The sequence below is a fragment of the Paenibacillus sp. FSL R7-0179 genome (genome assembly GCF_038002265.1).
In the GTDB taxonomy this organism is placed as follows: Bacteria; Bacillota; Bacilli; order Paenibacillales; family Paenibacillaceae; genus Paenibacillus_AQ.
The window spans coordinates 3440183-3457442 of the sequence record NZ_JBBOCC010000002.1; the positions used below are offsets into that span (position 1 = coordinate 3440183).

General features: G+C 50.1%; 15 protein-coding genes. 3 read left to right on the plus strand and 12 right to left on the minus strand.

Going from position 1 to position 17260, the window contains the following annotated elements:
* Window positions 1–85 precede the first annotated feature (85 nt).
* From MKX63_RS31415 to MKX63_RS31425, 3 genes are read right to left on the minus strand one after another with little or no spacing between them, the layout of a single operon-like run.
* Window positions 86–1045 (minus strand): pectinesterase family protein, encoded by a 960-nt coding sequence (locus MKX63_RS31415; protein ID WP_341023382.1) that lies wholly within the window; start codon window positions 1043–1045, stop codon window positions 86–88.
* Between the two features lie 47 nt (window positions 1046–1092).
* On the minus strand, window positions 1093–2595 hold the full coding sequence (locus MKX63_RS31420; RefSeq protein ID WP_341022743.1) for an extracellular solute-binding protein: 1503 nt from the start codon (window positions 2593–2595) through the stop codon (window positions 1093–1095).
* Window positions 2596–2636: 41 nt separating this feature from the next.
* Window positions 2637–3494 (minus strand): ABC transporter permease, encoded by an 858-nt coding sequence (locus MKX63_RS31425; protein WP_445323572.1) that lies wholly within the window; start codon window positions 3492–3494, stop codon window positions 2637–2639.
* Window positions 3495–3874: 380 nt separating this feature from the next.
* Here MKX63_RS31425 and MKX63_RS31430 point away from each other — a divergent pair, with 380 nt between their 5' ends.
* Window positions 3875–4759, plus strand: coding sequence for a carbohydrate ABC transporter permease (locus MKX63_RS31430; RefSeq protein WP_340753137.1), 885 nt, complete (start codon window positions 3875–3877; stop codon window positions 4757–4759).
* Between the two features lie 141 nt (window positions 4760–4900).
* On the opposite strand, the gene MKX63_RS31435 is transcribed toward MKX63_RS31430, so the two are convergent.
* The 3 genes from MKX63_RS31435 to MKX63_RS31445 form a co-directional block, all read right to left on the minus strand.
* Window positions 4901–7144 carry an AraC family transcriptional regulator gene (locus MKX63_RS31435; protein ID WP_341022747.1) on the minus strand — a complete coding sequence of 748 codons (2244 nt, stop codon included), beginning with the start codon at window positions 7142–7144 and terminating at the stop codon, window positions 4901–4903.
* A 181-nt stretch (window positions 7145–7325) separates the two neighbouring features.
* Window positions 7326–7694, minus strand: coding sequence for a hypothetical protein (locus tag MKX63_RS31440; protein ID WP_341022750.1), 369 nt, complete (start codon window positions 7692–7694; stop codon window positions 7326–7328).
* A gap of 571 nt (window positions 7695–8265) precedes the next feature.
* The gene (locus MKX63_RS31445) at window positions 8266–9105 is read right to left on the minus strand and encodes a DegV family protein (protein WP_341022753.1); all 840 of its coding nucleotides are present in this window, start codon (window positions 9103–9105) and stop codon (window positions 8266–8268) included.
* A 151-nt stretch (window positions 9106–9256) separates the two neighbouring features.
* Between MKX63_RS31445 and MKX63_RS31450 the strand changes: the two genes are divergently transcribed.
* Window positions 9257–9487 (plus strand): hypothetical protein, encoded by a 231-nt coding sequence (locus tag MKX63_RS31450; protein WP_341022755.1) that lies wholly within the window; start codon window positions 9257–9259, stop codon window positions 9485–9487.
* 173 nt (window positions 9488–9660) lie between these two features.
* Here the strand turns inward: MKX63_RS31450 and MKX63_RS31455 are convergent, their stop codons facing one another.
* Window positions 9661–10530, minus strand: a complete 870-nt coding sequence (locus MKX63_RS31455) for a phosphotransferase family protein (RefSeq protein WP_341022756.1) — start codon at window positions 10528–10530, stop codon at window positions 9661–9663.
* 110 nt (window positions 10531–10640) lie between these two features.
* Here MKX63_RS31455 and MKX63_RS31460 point away from each other — a divergent pair, with 110 nt between their 5' ends.
* Window positions 10641–11450, plus strand: a complete 810-nt coding sequence (locus tag MKX63_RS31460; protein ID WP_341022757.1) for an alpha/beta fold hydrolase — start codon at window positions 10641–10643, stop codon at window positions 11448–11450.
* 84 nt (window positions 11451–11534) lie between these two features.
* Here the strand turns inward: MKX63_RS31460 and MKX63_RS31465 are convergent, their stop codons facing one another.
* The 5 genes from MKX63_RS31465 to MKX63_RS31485 all read right to left on the minus strand — a co-directional run bounded on the left by MKX63_RS31465 (window position 11535) and on the right by MKX63_RS31485 (window position 17233).
* A complete protein-coding gene (locus MKX63_RS31465) occupies window positions 11535–12221 on the minus strand; it encodes a metal-dependent hydrolase (protein ID WP_341022758.1) in 687 nt (228 codons plus the stop codon).
* Between the two features lie 103 nt (window positions 12222–12324).
* The gene (locus MKX63_RS31470; RefSeq protein WP_341022760.1) at window positions 12325–14241 is read right to left on the minus strand and encodes a thioredoxin domain-containing protein; all 1917 of its coding nucleotides are present in this window, start codon (window positions 14239–14241) and stop codon (window positions 12325–12327) included.
* Window positions 14242–14278: 37 nt separating this feature from the next.
* Window positions 14279–14440, minus strand: a complete 162-nt coding sequence (locus tag MKX63_RS31475) for a DUF255 domain-containing protein (protein WP_341022761.1) — start codon at window positions 14438–14440, stop codon at window positions 14279–14281.
* A gap of 1008 nt (window positions 14441–15448) precedes the next feature.
* A complete protein-coding gene (locus MKX63_RS31480) occupies window positions 15449–16042 on the minus strand; it encodes a GIY-YIG nuclease family protein (protein ID WP_341022762.1) in 594 nt (197 codons plus the stop codon).
* 150 nt (window positions 16043–16192) lie between these two features.
* Complete coding sequence (locus tag MKX63_RS31485; protein ID WP_341022763.1) at window positions 16193–17233, minus strand: YaaC family protein; 1041 nt, start codon at window positions 17231–17233, stop codon at window positions 16193–16195.
* Window positions 17234–17260: the final 27 nt, after the last annotated feature.

The window sequence follows — 17260 nt, forward strand, 5'->3', positions numbered from 1 at the left end:
TGCAAGACTTGACTCGAATAAAGGGATGGCCCCGTGTAGCGGGGTCATCCCTTTTATTGTCACTGCCTCATAATCACAAGATAACTTATCCTTCCGGCGGATGGAACCCGGCCAGTACATCGTCCCTGCCGGCCCGCGCAGTGCCGCTTCCATGCAGCTCAGCCCAAGGCACACGCTGCTGCCGCAGAATCGCCGCAGTTCCTTCAGAAGTGTACTCCGCATACCTGACCATTTGCTCACCCCCAGGCTCGCCCCAATGAGTCCAGCCTTGGGGGTGGATATGCTGGCCCATCCGGCAATCCACAAAGGCAGTCTTGGCATGCTCCCGCCATGGACGGCCCAGGAATACCGGGGCTGTTCCCGGCTCAGCGCTCAGATAACATTGATTGAACACGTAGCCGTAGGCCTGCCCTTCGGGAGTGGAGGCTGCCGTGATGTAGCCTGCATGGCCTCCGCTATTCCGCAGGCTGTGCAGCGTGCAATGCTCGAAGCAGGCCGTTGCTCCCCCAAAAATATAATCTACCGTTCCCTCAATATAACAGTACTGGTATAACTGGCGGTACTGTGCGTGATGCTCCCGCAGCGGAACGCCGCCGAACAGCAGACGCTCTCTGGGGGCCGGCGGCAGCGGGCCGGTGAACAGCGTGTCCTGATGGCCCTTGAAGGTACAATTTCGGAATACCGTCTCATCACAATGGGCGTACACCGCTACTGCCTGCCCTACCTCGCTGCCTTGCCCCGCTGTATTGGAGACGGTCAGATTCTCCAGGACCAGCTTCCGGCCGCCAAGGAACAGGGTGGGAGTCGCAAAGGTCCCGATCTCCTCCCCCTGCTCATCCAGCTCCCGGGCATAGCGGTTCATCGTGATCTCCACTTGTCCGATGCCGATGATACGGAGAAGGGAGCGGTAGACCCGCACCTCCTCCTTATACACGCCCGGCATAATGTAGAGCGTGGCCTCTATCTCCGGGTCCAGCCGTTCCAGGGCATCGACTGCCGCCTGAATGGTAGAGTAATCGCAAAAGCCCTCTTTGCCCACCAGCATTCCTTTTCCCATCCTCTCTCGCACTCCGGACTTCGTTTATAGCTTGCTTACTTCTTTGTCAGTTTGTATGCAGCTTCATATTCTTCGGTGATCTTGGTTCCGCCCGAATCCTTCCAGGTCTGTACGGCTTTCTTGAAGGCCGCCTCATCCGATTGGCCCATGATATATTTGAAGGTAGCATCTGTGATGATCTTTTGCAATTCCGTTCCCTGCTCATTATTGGTTGCCGAATCCAGCGGAACGGTTGGGTCAAGCACGGCGAACTTGTCATTCTCGCGGATCAGCTCATTGGCCAGCTGCTTCTCAGGGTTCGCATCCTTAAGCGTATAGGCAATTTCACTAGGTCTGCTGGAGGAGAAAGGCTGCACATCCGCCTGCCACAGCTCGGTGTTCAGAATTTTGAAGGCCCCGTTCTCATCATATTCATAGTGGGTGCCTTCGATCCCGCCGGTCATCAGCATGAACGCCTTCTCATCGATCAGGTCATTGACGAACTTCAGCAGCCGCTTGAGCTCTGCTTCAGTCTTCACCTCAGATTTCGGAAAAGCCATCAATCCGCCGATCCCGCTGCCCTCGGACCAGATATGATACTGTCCATCTCCATTAGAAATCTTGTTCACCGGCACCAGCTCCATGCCCGGCTGCAGATCCTGCGCTAATGTTCTCAGACTGGTGATGTCCACCATCCCGGTATAGATCCCGGTCTTCCCTTGCGCGAATTGCTGCTGCTGGTCCGTTTTGGCTGTAACTGCGAAGTCCTGCGCCAGATATCCGTTCTCGTAGAGCTTTCTGGAGTAATTCATCGTGTCGATATACTCTTGGGTATCGAATTCAGGGGTAAACTTGCCGCTATCATCCACCTTCCAGCCATTCGGCGTGCCGAAGTAGGAGCTTAGTGTTTTGAAGCTGCTGTATTTCAGCTCTGATCGATCCCCGAAGCCTGTCGTATCCTTCACACCGTTGCCGTCCGGGTCGTCCTCTGTGAACGCTCTGGCCACTTCATAGACCTCATCCAGCGTCTTCGGAACCGGCAGACCCAGCTTATCCAGCCAGTCCTTGCGGAAAATCAGACCGGAACGCGCCAGATTCTTCTGGAAGGGAACGCCGTACAGCACGCCTTCAATCGAAGCCGCTTCCTTCAGCTCAGGAGCAATCTTCGCCAGATTACTGAACTCTGCGAGGTACGGCCCCACATCCCAGAACAGTCCTGATTTCAGTGAGCTTCTAACCGATGAATTGGTCATCATGGTCAGGGTGACAATGTCTGCAAGCTCCCCGGAGGCCAGCGCCGTAGTGATCCGCTCTTCCTTGGAAGCATCGGGCACCCAGTTGAAGGTGATTTTGCTGTTGGTGTATTCCTCAAGCAGAGATTTGATCGTATCGGTCGGCGGCGAAGCGGTGTGCAGAATATTCAGCCAGGTTAATTCCAGTGTCGAGTTCAGATCCTCTGCAGCGGCAGTCTTCTTCTCTTCTTTGTCTCCGCCGCATGCCGAGAGCACAGTGGTAGCCATTGTAGCGATTGCAATTAGAGTGACCCATCTTTTGTTCATAACACTTCTCCTTTGGTAGATAGAAATAGTTAGCCTTAGCTTTAATACACGCCGTCTTCGCCCATTCTTTTGGCCAGCTTGTTGGAGAGCATCACGAGAATCAACCCGACAACACCCTTGAACAAACCTATCGTGGTGCTAAAGCTTAATTGCCCGTTCTTGAGGCCCGCCGTATAGATATAGGTATCGAAAATCTCGGCGACACTCCGGTTCAGTGAATTCAGCAGCAGATACATATGCTCGAAGCCAAGATCCAGCGTGCTGCCGATTTTGAGGATCAGCAGCGTAATAATCACGGGACGGATGGCCGGCAGTGTAACATGCCAGGTCTTGCGCAGACGGCTTGCCCCGTCCATCTCGGAGGCTTCATAAAGCTGCGGGTCCACTACAGTGATGGCTGCCAGATAAATAATGGTCGACCATCCAAGCTCCTTCCAGATAATCTGCAGGATATAGATCGTCCGCAGCCACTCGGAGGAGGTGAGGAAGCTGATCTTTTTGCCGCCAAGACTTGCGATCATCTCATTGATAACCCCGCCATCCACCGTCAGGAACACATACGTAATGGAGACAATGATGACCCAGGACATGAAGTGCGGGATGTAGATAATCGTCTGAATCCAGTTTTTGAGATAGCATCCCTTCAACTCGTTCAGCATCAAGGCTACAATAATCGGCAGCGGGAAGAAAATTACAATGTTCATGGCAAACAGAATCAGGGTATTGCGCAGCAGCTGCATGAACGTAGGCTCCGTAAATAACCGGATGAAATGCTTCAGACCGACCCACTCACTCCCGGTAATTCCCTGGAACGGCTGATAATTCTGGAACGCAATGATCAGCCCGCCCATGGGCAGATATTTAAAGATGATGAAATACAGCAGCCCGGGCAGGATCATCAGATACAGCAGCTTGTATTTGTTCAGAGCCGTTAGAGCGCGTGCGCCTTTCCCCTTTTCTATGGTCAGATTTGGTGTTGCGGTGATGCTTGTTGCTTTCACATGTCAGCCTCCTTTGCTCGTTCCTGTTACGGTTCCAGCGTAAGAAATTTCTTACATTACGTATATAATCATTATGTGATAGCGTTTACAGAACCCGCGCGGCTGCGGGGTTAAGGCCGATCAGATCTCCTCTGAGGATTACCCGCCTAGGCTAATGATTATTCTGCAGAGACGGGCTGGACAGGGCTGGCCTGCGAACACCTCATGCCCGGATTATATACGTAATTTCTGCTCCTTGTTACAGTGAAGAGGTACTGAAAACCGAGGAGGATCACAGAATGAACCATAGCTCACGTAGAAAAGAATCGGTCGGCGGAAGGATCTTCACCTTCGTTAATACGGCCATACTCGTTCTGATTGCGCTTGTCTGCTTATTGCCCTTCATCAATATCATTGCCAGCTCCTTCGCTACCACCCAGGAGGTCATGGCCAAGCGGTTCATCTTATTCCCGACCACGTTCTCCCTGGACGCGTACCGCTACATTCTCTCAACGCCGACCATCTTCCGGGGACTCGGGGTATCCGTGGGTGTCACTATTGCAGGAACCGTAGTGAGTATGCTGCTTACCGCGCTGATGGCCTACGGCTTGTCCAGGAGATACCTGCCTGCCCGCAATACGATTAACTTCATCGTCGTCTTCTCCATGCTGTTCAGCGGCGGAATGATCCCCACCTTCCTGGTCGTCAAAAGCGTCGGCCTGATCAACTCGTACGGGTCCCTGATCTTCCCGGTTGCCGTCAATGCCTTCAACATGATTATCATGCGCAACTTCTTCCAGGCGCTGCCTGACAGTCTGGAGGAGTCCGCTAAGATCGACGGAAGCAATGACTTCGGAATCTTCATGCGGATTATGCTGCCGCTGGCCCTGCCTTCCATCGCCACCATCTCCCTGTTCTACGCGGTTGCTTACTGGAACACGTACATGAACGCGATCCTCTACATGAATGATTCCGCAAAATGGCCGATCCAGGTGCTGCTGCGCCAGATCGTCATTGTCTCCAGCGGGATGCAGGCAGAGGGAAGCTCGGTCGATATTGTGCCGCCGGCCCAGACGATCAAAATGGCGGTCATTGTCATCGCCACTGTGCCGATGCTGGCCGCTTATCCTTTTGTCCAGAAGCATTTCACCAAGGGCGCTCTGCTCGGAGCAGTCAAAGGCTGACGGCCCGCCGTTCAGCGTCCATCCAAACGTATAGAGCATATGCAGAAACGGTACCGCCTTGAAGCAAGGACGGTACCGTTTCTCTATGAACACCTGATACAAGCTCCTATGCTAATCCCCTGTTCCCGCTAAAATCCACTGCTATTCGCCTTGCTTCAGCTTCCGGTAAGCACCAGGCGTAACCTGCTCCTTCTTGCGGAAGGACCGGATGAAATTCTGCGGATTATGATACTGCAGCCGCTCGGCAATCTCCTTGATCGTCATATCCGTCTCTGTCAGCCACCGTTTGGCCATCTCCAGGCGGTAGTTCATGAGGTATTCGCTGAAGGCGGTGCCGTACTCTTTTTTGAAGATGCTGCTTAGATAATTCGGATTGTAATGCAGCCGCTCGCCAATCCCCTCCAGTGTAAGCTCACGGTCATATTCCGCATGCACAATGTCTGTGATCTTATCCGAGAGACAGCGGAACTGCTGGCTGGTCTTGTCCTTCATGCTGTACATCATGGGGTAAATAACCTCCTGCACCAGCATCCGCTCCATCTCTTCGGGATTACGGATGTCGAGCAGGCGGTGATACAGCTTATTGTTATCCTGGGTCAACAGGACGCTAACCCCCAAATGCTGCTCCAGCTGAATCAGATTATTCACGAGCCGCACCAGCATAACCTCGAATTTCAGGGTACTTTTGTTCTTGCCCATCAGCTCCGCCAGGAACGGATAAAGCGCAGCGGTAACCTGCTCCTTGTCCCCCAGCCGGATGGCATTGAACAATTGCGTCTCCAGCTCTGCCGGATAATGCAGCGACACCGGGCCGGAGACAACCATGGATATATCCTCATAGAAAATAATCGATTCCTTGCCCAGATTCAGCCGCTGATGCAGAGCCTGCTTGCTCATCTCCCCGGCTTCCTTACTCTCCAACAGATTGCTGTAAAAGTTGCTGATGCCGATGCTGATTGACACCTTCAGATAATCGCGCACCGCCTTCAGAAGGGCTGCCGCATAATCCGTCACTTCCTTGTTCATCGCGGCATCGCTGTACCCGGCGAAGGTCAGGATCGTGGCCTGGGTGTCATCATTCAGGATAATAGGCAGCAGCCGGTGACCAGCCGGAATCAGCTCCTCCACCATCTTATTAACGGCCAGCAGCAGGACATCCTTGTCCGAGGCCTCCCGGTCGCCCAGACTGTCCAGCTGAATCAGCATCGCCGCGTAACGGTGCTTCTCTGACAGGTTGTACCCGAACCGGAGCAGACTCTGCTCCAGCTCCTCTGCCGAGACACGGCTGCGGAACAGATTCAGGATCAGCTGCGTCTCCAGCCGCGGCATCTCCGATTCGATCAGACTCTCAAGCGAAGCTTTCTCCGAGATAATCGTATCAATCGAATGGCGGATATAATCCAGCTCATTCCTGGCATTCACCTGCGGAATAACAGGCAGACTGCGCTTAAGCTGCTCGATCGGCTTGGTGAAATATTGGGAGATCATATAAGCCACCACCCAGATCAGGAGAATCGACAGCAGCCCCATCGCGGAGATCCCGAACTTGGTCATCTCCAGGGAGCGGGTAATCTCCGCCTGATCCAGTACAGTCAGATAGATCCAATTATTATAAGAGGATTTGGCATAGATAAGCTTCAGACTGTCACGGCCGGAGACCTCCTGCTGGACTGTCCCCTTGTCCTCCATGGAATTGATCGTTCCGGCAAGCTGGCCGAATTGCTCAGGGACTAACAGCCCTTTGCCGGGATCGGATTCATACATCAGTTCACCATGCTTGTTCAAAATGTAGACATAGGCGTCCTCCCCGCTGTTTATCGTGGCATTCAGGGTATGTAATGAAATATCGGATAAGGCAATCGCCTGCTTCTTAGTGGAGAACACTGGCAGTGTGTTCACGAACCGGATGCCCTTGTCCGTCTTCATCCAGAAGAGGCTCTGCTCCTGATTCTCAATGTACTGCTCCCGGAGCTGCTGAACCTCACCGGCACTGAGATTGCTGAGCTTCTCATTGAGAATCTGCCAATTCTGCACCAGACTGATTAGCGAATATTCCGTCCCTTCGGCCGCCATGGAGGCGATATAATTCAGCTGCGAGTTCACATTCCGGTAAGCAATGAAGTCCTGCTCGGTAATCGGATGGGTCACGACCTCCTGAAAAGAGCTGGTGGTGCTGTAGGTGTTGAACGCGTATTCTATCGTTTGAATCTTATGCTCCAGATTGTTCTTGATCTGCTCGATATAGCTCTGCTTACTGCTGGAGAACCGCTCGACCACAGAATCGATGGTACTGATGTAAATATAACTTCCGAAGCCGACCACCAGGCCCACGCCCAGAATTAATATAGGAATAAAGATGCCGTAGAACATTCTTCCTTTGCTCATTGTGTTTCCCCTTTGATTTGATAGACTCCATTAAATTATAGCGTTTTCATGAATGCGGTTCCATGATTATTTTCACGTGTGCAATTTGCAGACCGCACGGTGAATACCGTTCGCGCAGCTAAAAAAACGGACCAGCGATAGGCTGATCCGTTCTGTTCACATCCTGTGTCATGAGCCTTGCTTAGAGTAACGAAATCGCCAGCAGCTCGAACAAAACCAGCGGCATAATCACATTGCTGTTCACCGTACCGGGGTACGGATAACCCGGGCCCGGATATCCCGGACCTGGATAAGGCTTGTAATACGGATTGTAATATCCGCGGCCCATATCCGTGGCTATGGTTACAGCCAGATACATATGCTTGCTGTCCATACCGGCAATCGTACCCTCATGCATCTGACCGTCAAGGGTCTGCACCTGCACTTTGTGATTCAGATACGGCTTACAGGACTGGTGAAGCGAATCGCGGACCCCGTTCAGTTGCTGGACCACCGCCGGGTCTGCCTGATAGATTACCGGCGATTGCGTGCCGGAAGAAGTTGTCGACATAGGTGTATGACCTCCGTGTAATTGGATTTGCTTCATACTATGCACCTGCCCAGCCCAGTGTGCCTAGCCTGCTACCCGCCGTACCTTCTACCCGCATACAGACCAAACAGCCGTACACCGGAAAGTCCGGTATACGGCTTAGTAATTAATACTTTACAAGTGCTTTACTCTGGGAATAAGGACAAAATCACCCTGCGGGCGGGTAAGATTACCTTCGCGCGAGCACAATGTATGCTGTTTTTAACATACATTCAGGCCGCATGCCTGCTTGTAAGCACAATGTATGCTGTTTTTAACATACATTCAGGCCGCATGCCTGCTTGTAAGCACAATGTATGCTGTTTTTGACATACATTTAGGCGGCATGCCTTCACACGAGCCGATGGTATGCTGTTTTCCACATACATTTGGGCCATATGCCTTCACACGAGCCGATTGTATGCTGTTTTCCACATACATTTGGGCCATATGCCTTCACGCGACGCGATCCGATTGTAGCTGTTTTCCACACACATTGGGTTCAACACACACCTTTTCCACAGCAGCAGGAAACTATAGTTTCCTAATATAATTAAAATGCCACGCCGATTCCGCCCTGGCCGGCATAGGTTCCCATCACGGGTCCCATCGTGGACAGCAGAACCTCCTTGAAGGGATGCTTCTCCAGAATACGCCGCTTGATCTCCAGTGCCAGCGTCTCACAATTGCTGTGAACAATCGCGATTACCGCCTGCTCATAATCATGCTGCTTCTGGTCCAGCTTAGCGAGCAAATGGGTCAGCGCCTTAGGCAGTCCGCGCGTCTTCTCGACCACTTCAACAATGCCGTCGTCGCTGATTTTCAGCAGCAGCTTAATGTTCAGCACGGAGGCCACAGCGCCGGAGATCCGGCTCAGCCGTCCGCCCTTGATCACATTCTCCAAGGTATCCAGCGTGAAGTACGCAGTCGTTTCTTCTACCTTCTTCAGCACTCTAGTCTTCAGTTCAGCCAGACTTGCTGCGGTAAGTGACCATTTGGCCGCCATGGCGACAATCAGGGTCAAGCCTCCAGAGAACAGCTTGGAATCTATAATTTCAATCGCATTCGGATGTCCTTCTTCCTCGTACATCTCCTTGGCAATCATTGCGGTCTGATAAGTACTGCTAATATTAGAGGACATGCAGATGACCAGAATGTCAGTGCCTGCTTCCACTTGCTTGAAGCTGTCCAGGAAGGTCTGCGGACTGGGGCTTGCAGTCGTAGGCAGCTCCTTCGATTCATGCATTTTGTCATAGAAATCCTTGGCGTTCATATCATCCGGCATCAGCTCATGGCCGAAATGGACCGGCAAATGAACAATGGAGATGTCATACTGCTTCGTGTATTCAGGGGGTAGATCCGAACCGCTATCCGTAATTATCTTGATGGGCATCAGAATGCTCTCCTTTCAATTCTATACTATTATAGTTACCCTTTCCCGGGATCAATAGTACAATTTATAACTTGTCAAAATCGGAGTTTTGTGCTTAGTCCCAGTTGTGATATGGTTGAAGCATATGGTTACAGAAATGGAGTGTACTAAGATGAGCAAGAATAGAGTATGGAACCGCGGCAAGCATAATGGGGCCGGCCTGTCCAAGAAAACCCCGGCTGCCATGGACACGGACAGCACCGCAGAGGCTGCTCCGGCTGAGGATAGCCAAGCTGAGGAGATTAACGAGCGGATTGATACGGTTAAGCCGATGAACCGCAGCAACTGGGTCACCCGGCCCGCCCGCGTGAAGCCGCAGGACCCGGAGCGTAATAAGAAGTAAGTTAACCGCTGACATGCTATATTCCCCCCCAAGCGGGCTTCCCGCAACCCTTGTTATTTATGGCAGACACAAACGGCTACGCCGTCCTTATGAGGATGGCGTAGCCGTTTCTGCATACGAGGGAAAGTGCCCGGACAGCTAATTAGAACGGGGAATATCCAGCCGGGTATCGGCTACAAGGATTCAGACAGATGATCCGGCACATACCTGTTCTGCCGCATTAGCTCCCGCACAACCTTCAGCGTGTTCCGCTGAACCGGGACACCCGTTGTCCGGTGCAGCTGAAGCCAGCGCAGAGCAGCCAGTGCCTCGAACAGCTCCAGTTCTTCCGGGCTATAACTGCTTGAGGCGGCAAAGGCTGACCGGTAAACGCTGGCATTCCGCTCCGACAAATATACTCTAAAGAGCAGAATAGACCACGCGATATCATACCTCGGATCGCCAAGCTGAACATTGGTCCAGTCGATGATAGTGAACTTCCCGGAAGACTCCAGAATATTGCCCAGATGATAATCGCCATGAATGAGCTGATGAGCGGTCAGCTTGCCCCGCTCCGCCAGCTCCTGCACCAGCGCTCGGATCTCCGGCTGCTCCGCCCAGGCAGGGAAGAAGTAATCTGTGAAATCATATGAAGGAACCTTCAAGCTGCTGGAAGAATCGATCTCCAGCTTATGTACATCGAGCAGATTGGCTGCTATGGCTGTAAGACTGGCAGCATTCACCTTCTTAACAGGCGTACCATCGAAGCTGGTTAACAGCACCTGATGACCCTCAGCATCTAGGCCCCAGGCGTACGGCCGTGAGACCGCGCAGCCCTGCCGGAACAGCTGCTCCAGCACCTTATATTGAAGCGAAATATCCGGCCGGGAATCACGGTTCCAGCTTTTGAGTACCAGTTCTGTATCCCCAAGCGTGACCCGCTGTACCTCAGCCTCCAGCCCTCCCTTCATGGCGGTGATTACCGCCCCGCTTGCCAACTTCAGCAGCTCCTCCCCTTCCGCCGACTGCTCTTTCCACTCTATTTCACCAAGCCTATAACTCATGATTATGGACACTCCTCTCGATTAACACTTCCTTGATCTAGGCACTTTCCCTATAGTCCTGAATACTATATCCCCATAGGACCATCAATCGGTAAATGGGGGGAAATCACATGGAGCATTGGATCAGAGTCGAACCGGATGTGAAAATCTATGTCAACGACATCAACCCGCTGGGCAGCAGAACCATTCTGTTCATCCACGGCTGGCCGGCCAGCCACCAGATGTTCGAATACCAGTATAATCATCTGATTCCGCTGGGCTACCGCTGTATCGGGGTGGACATGAGGGGCTTCGGACAATCGGATAAGCCGGTCGGGAGGTACGACTACAACCGGCTCGCCGATGATATCCGCTGTGTGATCGGCGCGCTGGGATTACAGAATATTACGCTCAGCGGCCATTCTACCGGCGGAGCTGTCGCCATCCGTTATATGTCTAGGCACAAGGGCTACGGAGTCTCCAAGCTCGCGCTGTTTGCAGCAGCTGCCCCCAGTCTGATCCAGCGCCCCGGGTTCCCATACGGCACGACCAGAGAAGTGATTGAACAGATTATCCAGGCCACCTGGCAGGACCGGCCGCAGATGCTGCGTGATTTCGGCGACATATTCTTCTATCATAAGGTCTCGCAGCCGTTCTCGGACTGGTTCTTCCAGCTCGGGCTGGAAGCGGCAAGCTGGTCTACGATGGCCGTCTCCGAAGCCTGGCTTGCAGAAGAGTTATTCCGGGATCTCGCCTGCATTCAGGTTCCGACCCTGATTATGCACGGCATCCACGACCAGGTCTGCTTGTATCCACTGGCCGTGGCGCAGCATCAAGGAATCATGCATTCGGTGCTGATTCCGTTCGAGAACAGCGGGCACGGACTCTTCTATGACGAACGGGAACGCTTCAACCGGGAGCTGTCCGCCTTCACCCGTTAGGCAGCCTCCATACGAATACAGCCGTCCCTTTGCCGGAGCAAAGAAACGGCTGTAGCTTTATTTTGACAGGGGAGATCATTGACCTTACAGCTCAAGCGACTCTCCGTAAGCCAGCGCTGTGCCCCGGATTCCCGCTTCCTCCAGCGCCTTCACGAAGGCCCCCGCATCCTGGCGGATCGGCGGGAAGGTATTGTGATGAACCGGAAGCACCTGCTTCGCTCCCAGCCACTTCGCCGCAATTAGCGCATGCTCCGGCCCCATGGTGAAATGTCCGCCAATCGGCAGGATCGCCAGATCGATAGCGTACAGCTCCCCGAACATCTTCAGGTCACTGAACAGCCCGGTATCTCCGGCATGAAGCACCGTGCGCCCGTCCGCCTCAATAATGAAGCCCGCCGGGGTTCCGCCGTAGAGACTCTGTCCATCCTCCAGTGTAATGCTTGAAGTATGGAAGGCATGAATCATCGTCGCCTTGGCAAAACCAAGATCCACCGTCCCCCCAATGTTCATTCCAATCGTCTGCGCGCCTTGGGATTCAAGGTAACCCGCCAGCTCCACGATCGCTACAATCGGTACATTATTGCGCTTAGCAATCGGTGCAGCATCCAGCATGTGATCCATGTGGGCATGCGTCAGCAGCACCGCATCAGTCTTAATCTCCTCTACAGTCGTCACCGCCGCCGGATTACCGCTAATGAACGGGTCGATGATTAAAGATTTGCCGTTCACTTCAATCTGCACACAGGAATGGCCGTGGTACGTAATGTTCATGAGTTTCCTCTCCTTTTCACGATTCAGATTTGACAGGGCTAACGGAATGAAGCCATGCTTTTACAATAGCTTATCCAGTTTACCATGGCAAATCTTGTATTCGCTAGACCTCTCGGCTGGTCAGCAGCTCCCGGACCGCTTCCTTGTTCGTTACCGGTGCCCGGCAAGCAAAGTTGCGGCAGACATAGGCAGTTGCTTCCCCGCGGATAGCCGGTTTGTCAACCAGATGCGGCAGCAGACGGAGCATCTCCCCGCTGTCCCCTTCCCAGTTGACGATGAGCGCTGCGTCCGGCAGATAGGCCTGCTGGACCTGGGCTAGCATAGCGTGCAGCGCGGGATCTTCTTTTTTGCCGGAGAGGACCCATTCTCTGCCGCCGGAGACCATGCCCAGATGGGCCTGCAAATACATCGCATACCCCGGCGGATACTCTGATGCAGCGGAAGCAAGCACCGCAGCGGTGCGCTCCGCGATCTCTTTTAACTCCATATCCTGAGTAATAACTGACAGCTTCCATAGCAGCTTCGCCGCTACCGAATTCCCCGAGGGCATCGCACCATCATACAATTCCTTCGAGCGGACCGGCAGCTTCTCCCCCTCATGTCCGGTGAAGAAGAATCCGCCGCCTTCCGCATCATGGAACAGCGCCAGCAGTCCATCCTTAAGCACCAGTGCCCGCCCCAGATCATTCGTCTGCCCCGTGGCTTCATATAACTCAGTGAACCCCCAGATTAGGAAGGCGTAATCATCCACATAAGCGAGAATTCCGGCCTTCCCGTCACGATAACGGGCCAGCAGCCGCCCATCCTTGCGCCGCAGCTTGTTCCAGATGAACTCCGCAGCCCGCGACGCGGCCTTGGCGTACTCCGGCTTCTGCAGGGCTTTGGCCCCCCGGGCCAGCGCCGCAATCATCAGCCCGTTCCATGAGGTCAGCACCTTATCATCCTTGAACGGATGAATACGCTGCTCCCGGTACTCGAACAGCTTCTCCCGCCATTCCTCCATCCGTGTCCGCAGCCCGAGAGGGTTCATACCCATGCGTTCCGCGATCTCCTCCGGCAGCCCCTGTAGCAGATTCGGAATATTTGCACCTTCGAAGTTACCCTCCGGCGTAATCCCGTACACATGACAATACGAATGCATATCCTCCAGCCCCAGAGCTTCCTCAATCTCCTCACGGGAGAAGACATAGAACTTGCCTTCCACCCCTTCGGAATCGGCATCCTCCGCAGAGTAGAAGGCACCTTCCGGCGAAGTCATATCGCGCAGCACATACGTGAAGATCTGCTCGGCAATCTCCGCATACAGTGGCTTCCCTGTAAGCTGGAAGGCTTCCAGATAGACATTCGCGAGGAGAGCATTATCGTAGAGCATTTTCTCAAAATGCGGCACCAGCCACTCCCGGTCGGTCGAATACCGGGCGAAGCCGTAGCCCACATGGTCGTACATGCCGCCCTTGTACATCGACTCCAGCGTATGCTCCACCATCCGCAGCGCCTCCGGCTGATCATGCAGCTGGCTGTACGCCAGCAGGAACGACAGATTATGCGGCGAAGGGAACTTCGGCGCATTGCCGAACCCGCCATATTCCTCATCGAACTGCCGCCGGTACAGCTCATACGCCTCATGCAGCAGCTCCGCTCCGGGAATACCGCCCGCAGTATCAGGGTTGTACGCATTCTTGCGGTCAAGCGTGTGCAGCTCAGCCAGCAGGTCGTCGCCCAGCTTATCCAGCGCCTCGCCGTCCTGCTCCCACTTCGTATGAATCTGCTCCAGCACATCCATCAATCCGATCCGCCCGAACATCTGCCGCTTCGGGAAATACGTCCCGGCATAGAACGGCTTCTTCTCCGGCGTCAACAGCACCGTCAGCGGCCATCCCCCGCTCCCCGTCAGCGCTTGACACACCGACATATACAGCGCATCAATATCCGGCCGCTCCTCGCGGTCTACTTTGATCGCTACGTAGTGATTGTTGAGGAGCTGGGCGACTTCGGCGTCTTCGAATGATTCGCGTTCCATTACGTGGCACCAGTGGCAGGTTCTTGTGGATCAACAACTAGCTGTACCCAATAGAAAGGAAAATCGGCTTGTTGTCGCGCTTAGCGACTTCAAAAGCTTCATTCGACCAAGGGAACCAGTTCACCGGGTTATGTGCATGTTGCAGCAGATACGGAGACTTCTCCTTGGCTAATCTATTGGGTACTTTGTGAGTTGTCATGGGGCATCACCTCTTTTCGTTGGGATTTGGGTAAAGTATTGCTTAGGGTTAGTTTACCCAAAAAGGTGGGGGAAGGCTCAGAATATCAAAAAAGGTACTCCAAGAGGACCAAGAGGAATTCCTTTTCTCATTTAATATTTTTTCGAGCTGTATTTAATATTCAGTTAATTAATCCAGAGTAGGTGCTGCCTCAAAAGTCATCCCTTGTGTGGGAATAAATAATTCCAGTATTTTATTTAAGTTTCTTAACTTCTTTATAAGTGATATCTCTAAGGTTTTGATGATATTTGTACCATTGAGACATTCCTGAGTAGCGTATAGAATCTTCAAATCAAGGATTTCCTCCCTTGCAATTAAGATCGCGGAAAAACAATTTGCCTTCCACATATGTAAGCACATCTTGAAAATCTTTTCTATACTCTATAGCAAGCAAAAGTCCATACATTAAATGCTTACCAACAAGTTTATCATTAAGTACACTGTCCTTAACTTTCTTCAGATTCGGAAACGTGTTAATCTCGATAGGGTTGCCGAACTTATTACCTGAAAATCAGTATGTGGTAGCAAAACTGCTAAATCCCATGATGTTGTTTTCTTCAATTTTATCTAGTCCTCATTTTGGAATGTATTCTTCAGAGTGCATTAAAAAAGAAATGAATTCTAATTTAGCTGAATAAACCCTGTTCAATAAGTTATACAACTATATAGTTACCTAAATCATATTACAGAAGCCCACTGTGATTATCTGACACATACAAAAAACCACTTTAAACAACACTTATTTGTTTGGCTACAAAACTTAAGTAGGAGAAGTCTCTTATCTTCACCATTCAGTTTTGCAAAAGTAATTTTCAAAAATACATAAACATTTGAATTAACGAGCAGTTTCACCTCGCAGAATTGTCCTAAATTTATTAGAAGCTCTAATAAAGATATATAAAATTCTGTTCCTGAATTCTTCTTCGGTCAAAGGGATGGGTCAAAATCAATTTCGTGATAAAAAACGTATCACTTTAGACATATATTCCATTCTGGTTTATAGGTCATGATCAACTGAGCTTCTAAATCAATTATTTCAGTTACGTCTGTTAATTCATGAACGAAAAATTTAATGTTGTTCTTATGTACTGTTACTAAATGATTAAGATGACAATTGGTTGACTGACCATCAATAAAACAATTCTTGGGGTTTATCTTTCCATATCCTTGGTTTATGCGTTTTCCAAAAGGATCTTTGCTTCTACCGATATATTTTATTTGGTCGTCATATGTATATAGATATAATCCTTTTTGCTTCTTTATCATTTCATCCTTAATAAAGAATATTGAATAGTGTTGATCTCCATTCTTGTTCAAAAATTTCAAATAAAACGGATCATTTTTTTGCTTTAACACTAATAAAAAAGACCCAAGATTCATATTTAAGAACTCTGAATACTTGCTATCGACTATCGTTTTAAATTTAATATACCTAGCATTTCTTATCGTCTCTGATAGTGTTCTATTGTTCATGTTTGCAAAGATATTTTCTTGGCTACCCTCCGTAAAAAATAATTGCACCTGTTTGAATTTTATTTCTTTATGACCTGTAAGTAATTTCATTACAATCACTCCATCTAGGCAAGTAATTCTAGGATTATCTTTCACCTAATGTTTCAGACCTAAGAATATACACTAACAAACGTAGCCAGGTTCACTAACATACATAAATTTACATTAAAATTCGGCTACAACATGGTTATACTAATATTTTTACGCGTGACTTCTTGGCAACAAAAACTCATTGCCAGTTATTTCGGCAGCTATTTCATCCATAAATTGTGATGGACTGTTCCTAATAAATTCTGATAGCAGCCAATTGCTTCGACTTTCTAAAGTTTTTGATAGTCTGATTGGATCATAACGCGATAATTCACTTAGTCTATGCATAGCAGCCATGATGAGAAGTAAAGGACTTAACTCTATGCTATTTTCAACTCCATATCGTTTGATATACCAACGCCCTGACGATCCAGCTATATATTGAGTGCGGCGGCGGATTTCTTTATGGTATTCAATAAAAATGGCATCGTTACATAATTTAAGAGTACTAAATTTACCCGGTGACAAGTTTAACTCAGTGTTATATTTTATACTATTTAGTTCGTATATGTTACCAGAAGAAAAATGCGACGATATTTTATTTAGACTATGGCCACTTACATAACTGCTATCTACAAAAGCGTAAAAGCACAATTTATTATTGTCTGTATCTCTAACAAAGAATGAATCTTCTAAGGGTATAAACAATTCCTTATTCTCGTCGTTAGGATACGTTAGACAATATGCCCGATGAATGAACACTAAGTTATATAATAATTGTCTGAGTGAATATTCTTTTTTTACTGTGATCGGTTGTTCAAAGTAATTACATAACGCTGGAAATACTCCTCCTATGCATAGAATAACACCTTCATTATGTAAGCCAATAGCTTTATTTAGTGTTTTACCTTTCAAACCATGCCAATTTTCAAAAGGAATGTCCTTAACTAATAGCAATGCTTTCACAGCATTCAAGAAACAATAGTAATTTGAAAGTGGGGATGCAGTTAATGGTAGTAACTGAGAAGCTTTATAGAATTCTTGGGCTTGTTGCCAATAAAAATGCGCATCATGATTTTTTTCTCTTCTAAGCCATAAACTTACATATTCAAAAGGATCTGTTACTAATACAGTTTTACTATCAAAATCAGGACTTTGTATTGCTTTTCTGAGTGTAATATTTCTCTTTGAAAGTACTAATTTACTTAACAAAATATCGCTCCCTTGTCATTATCTCAA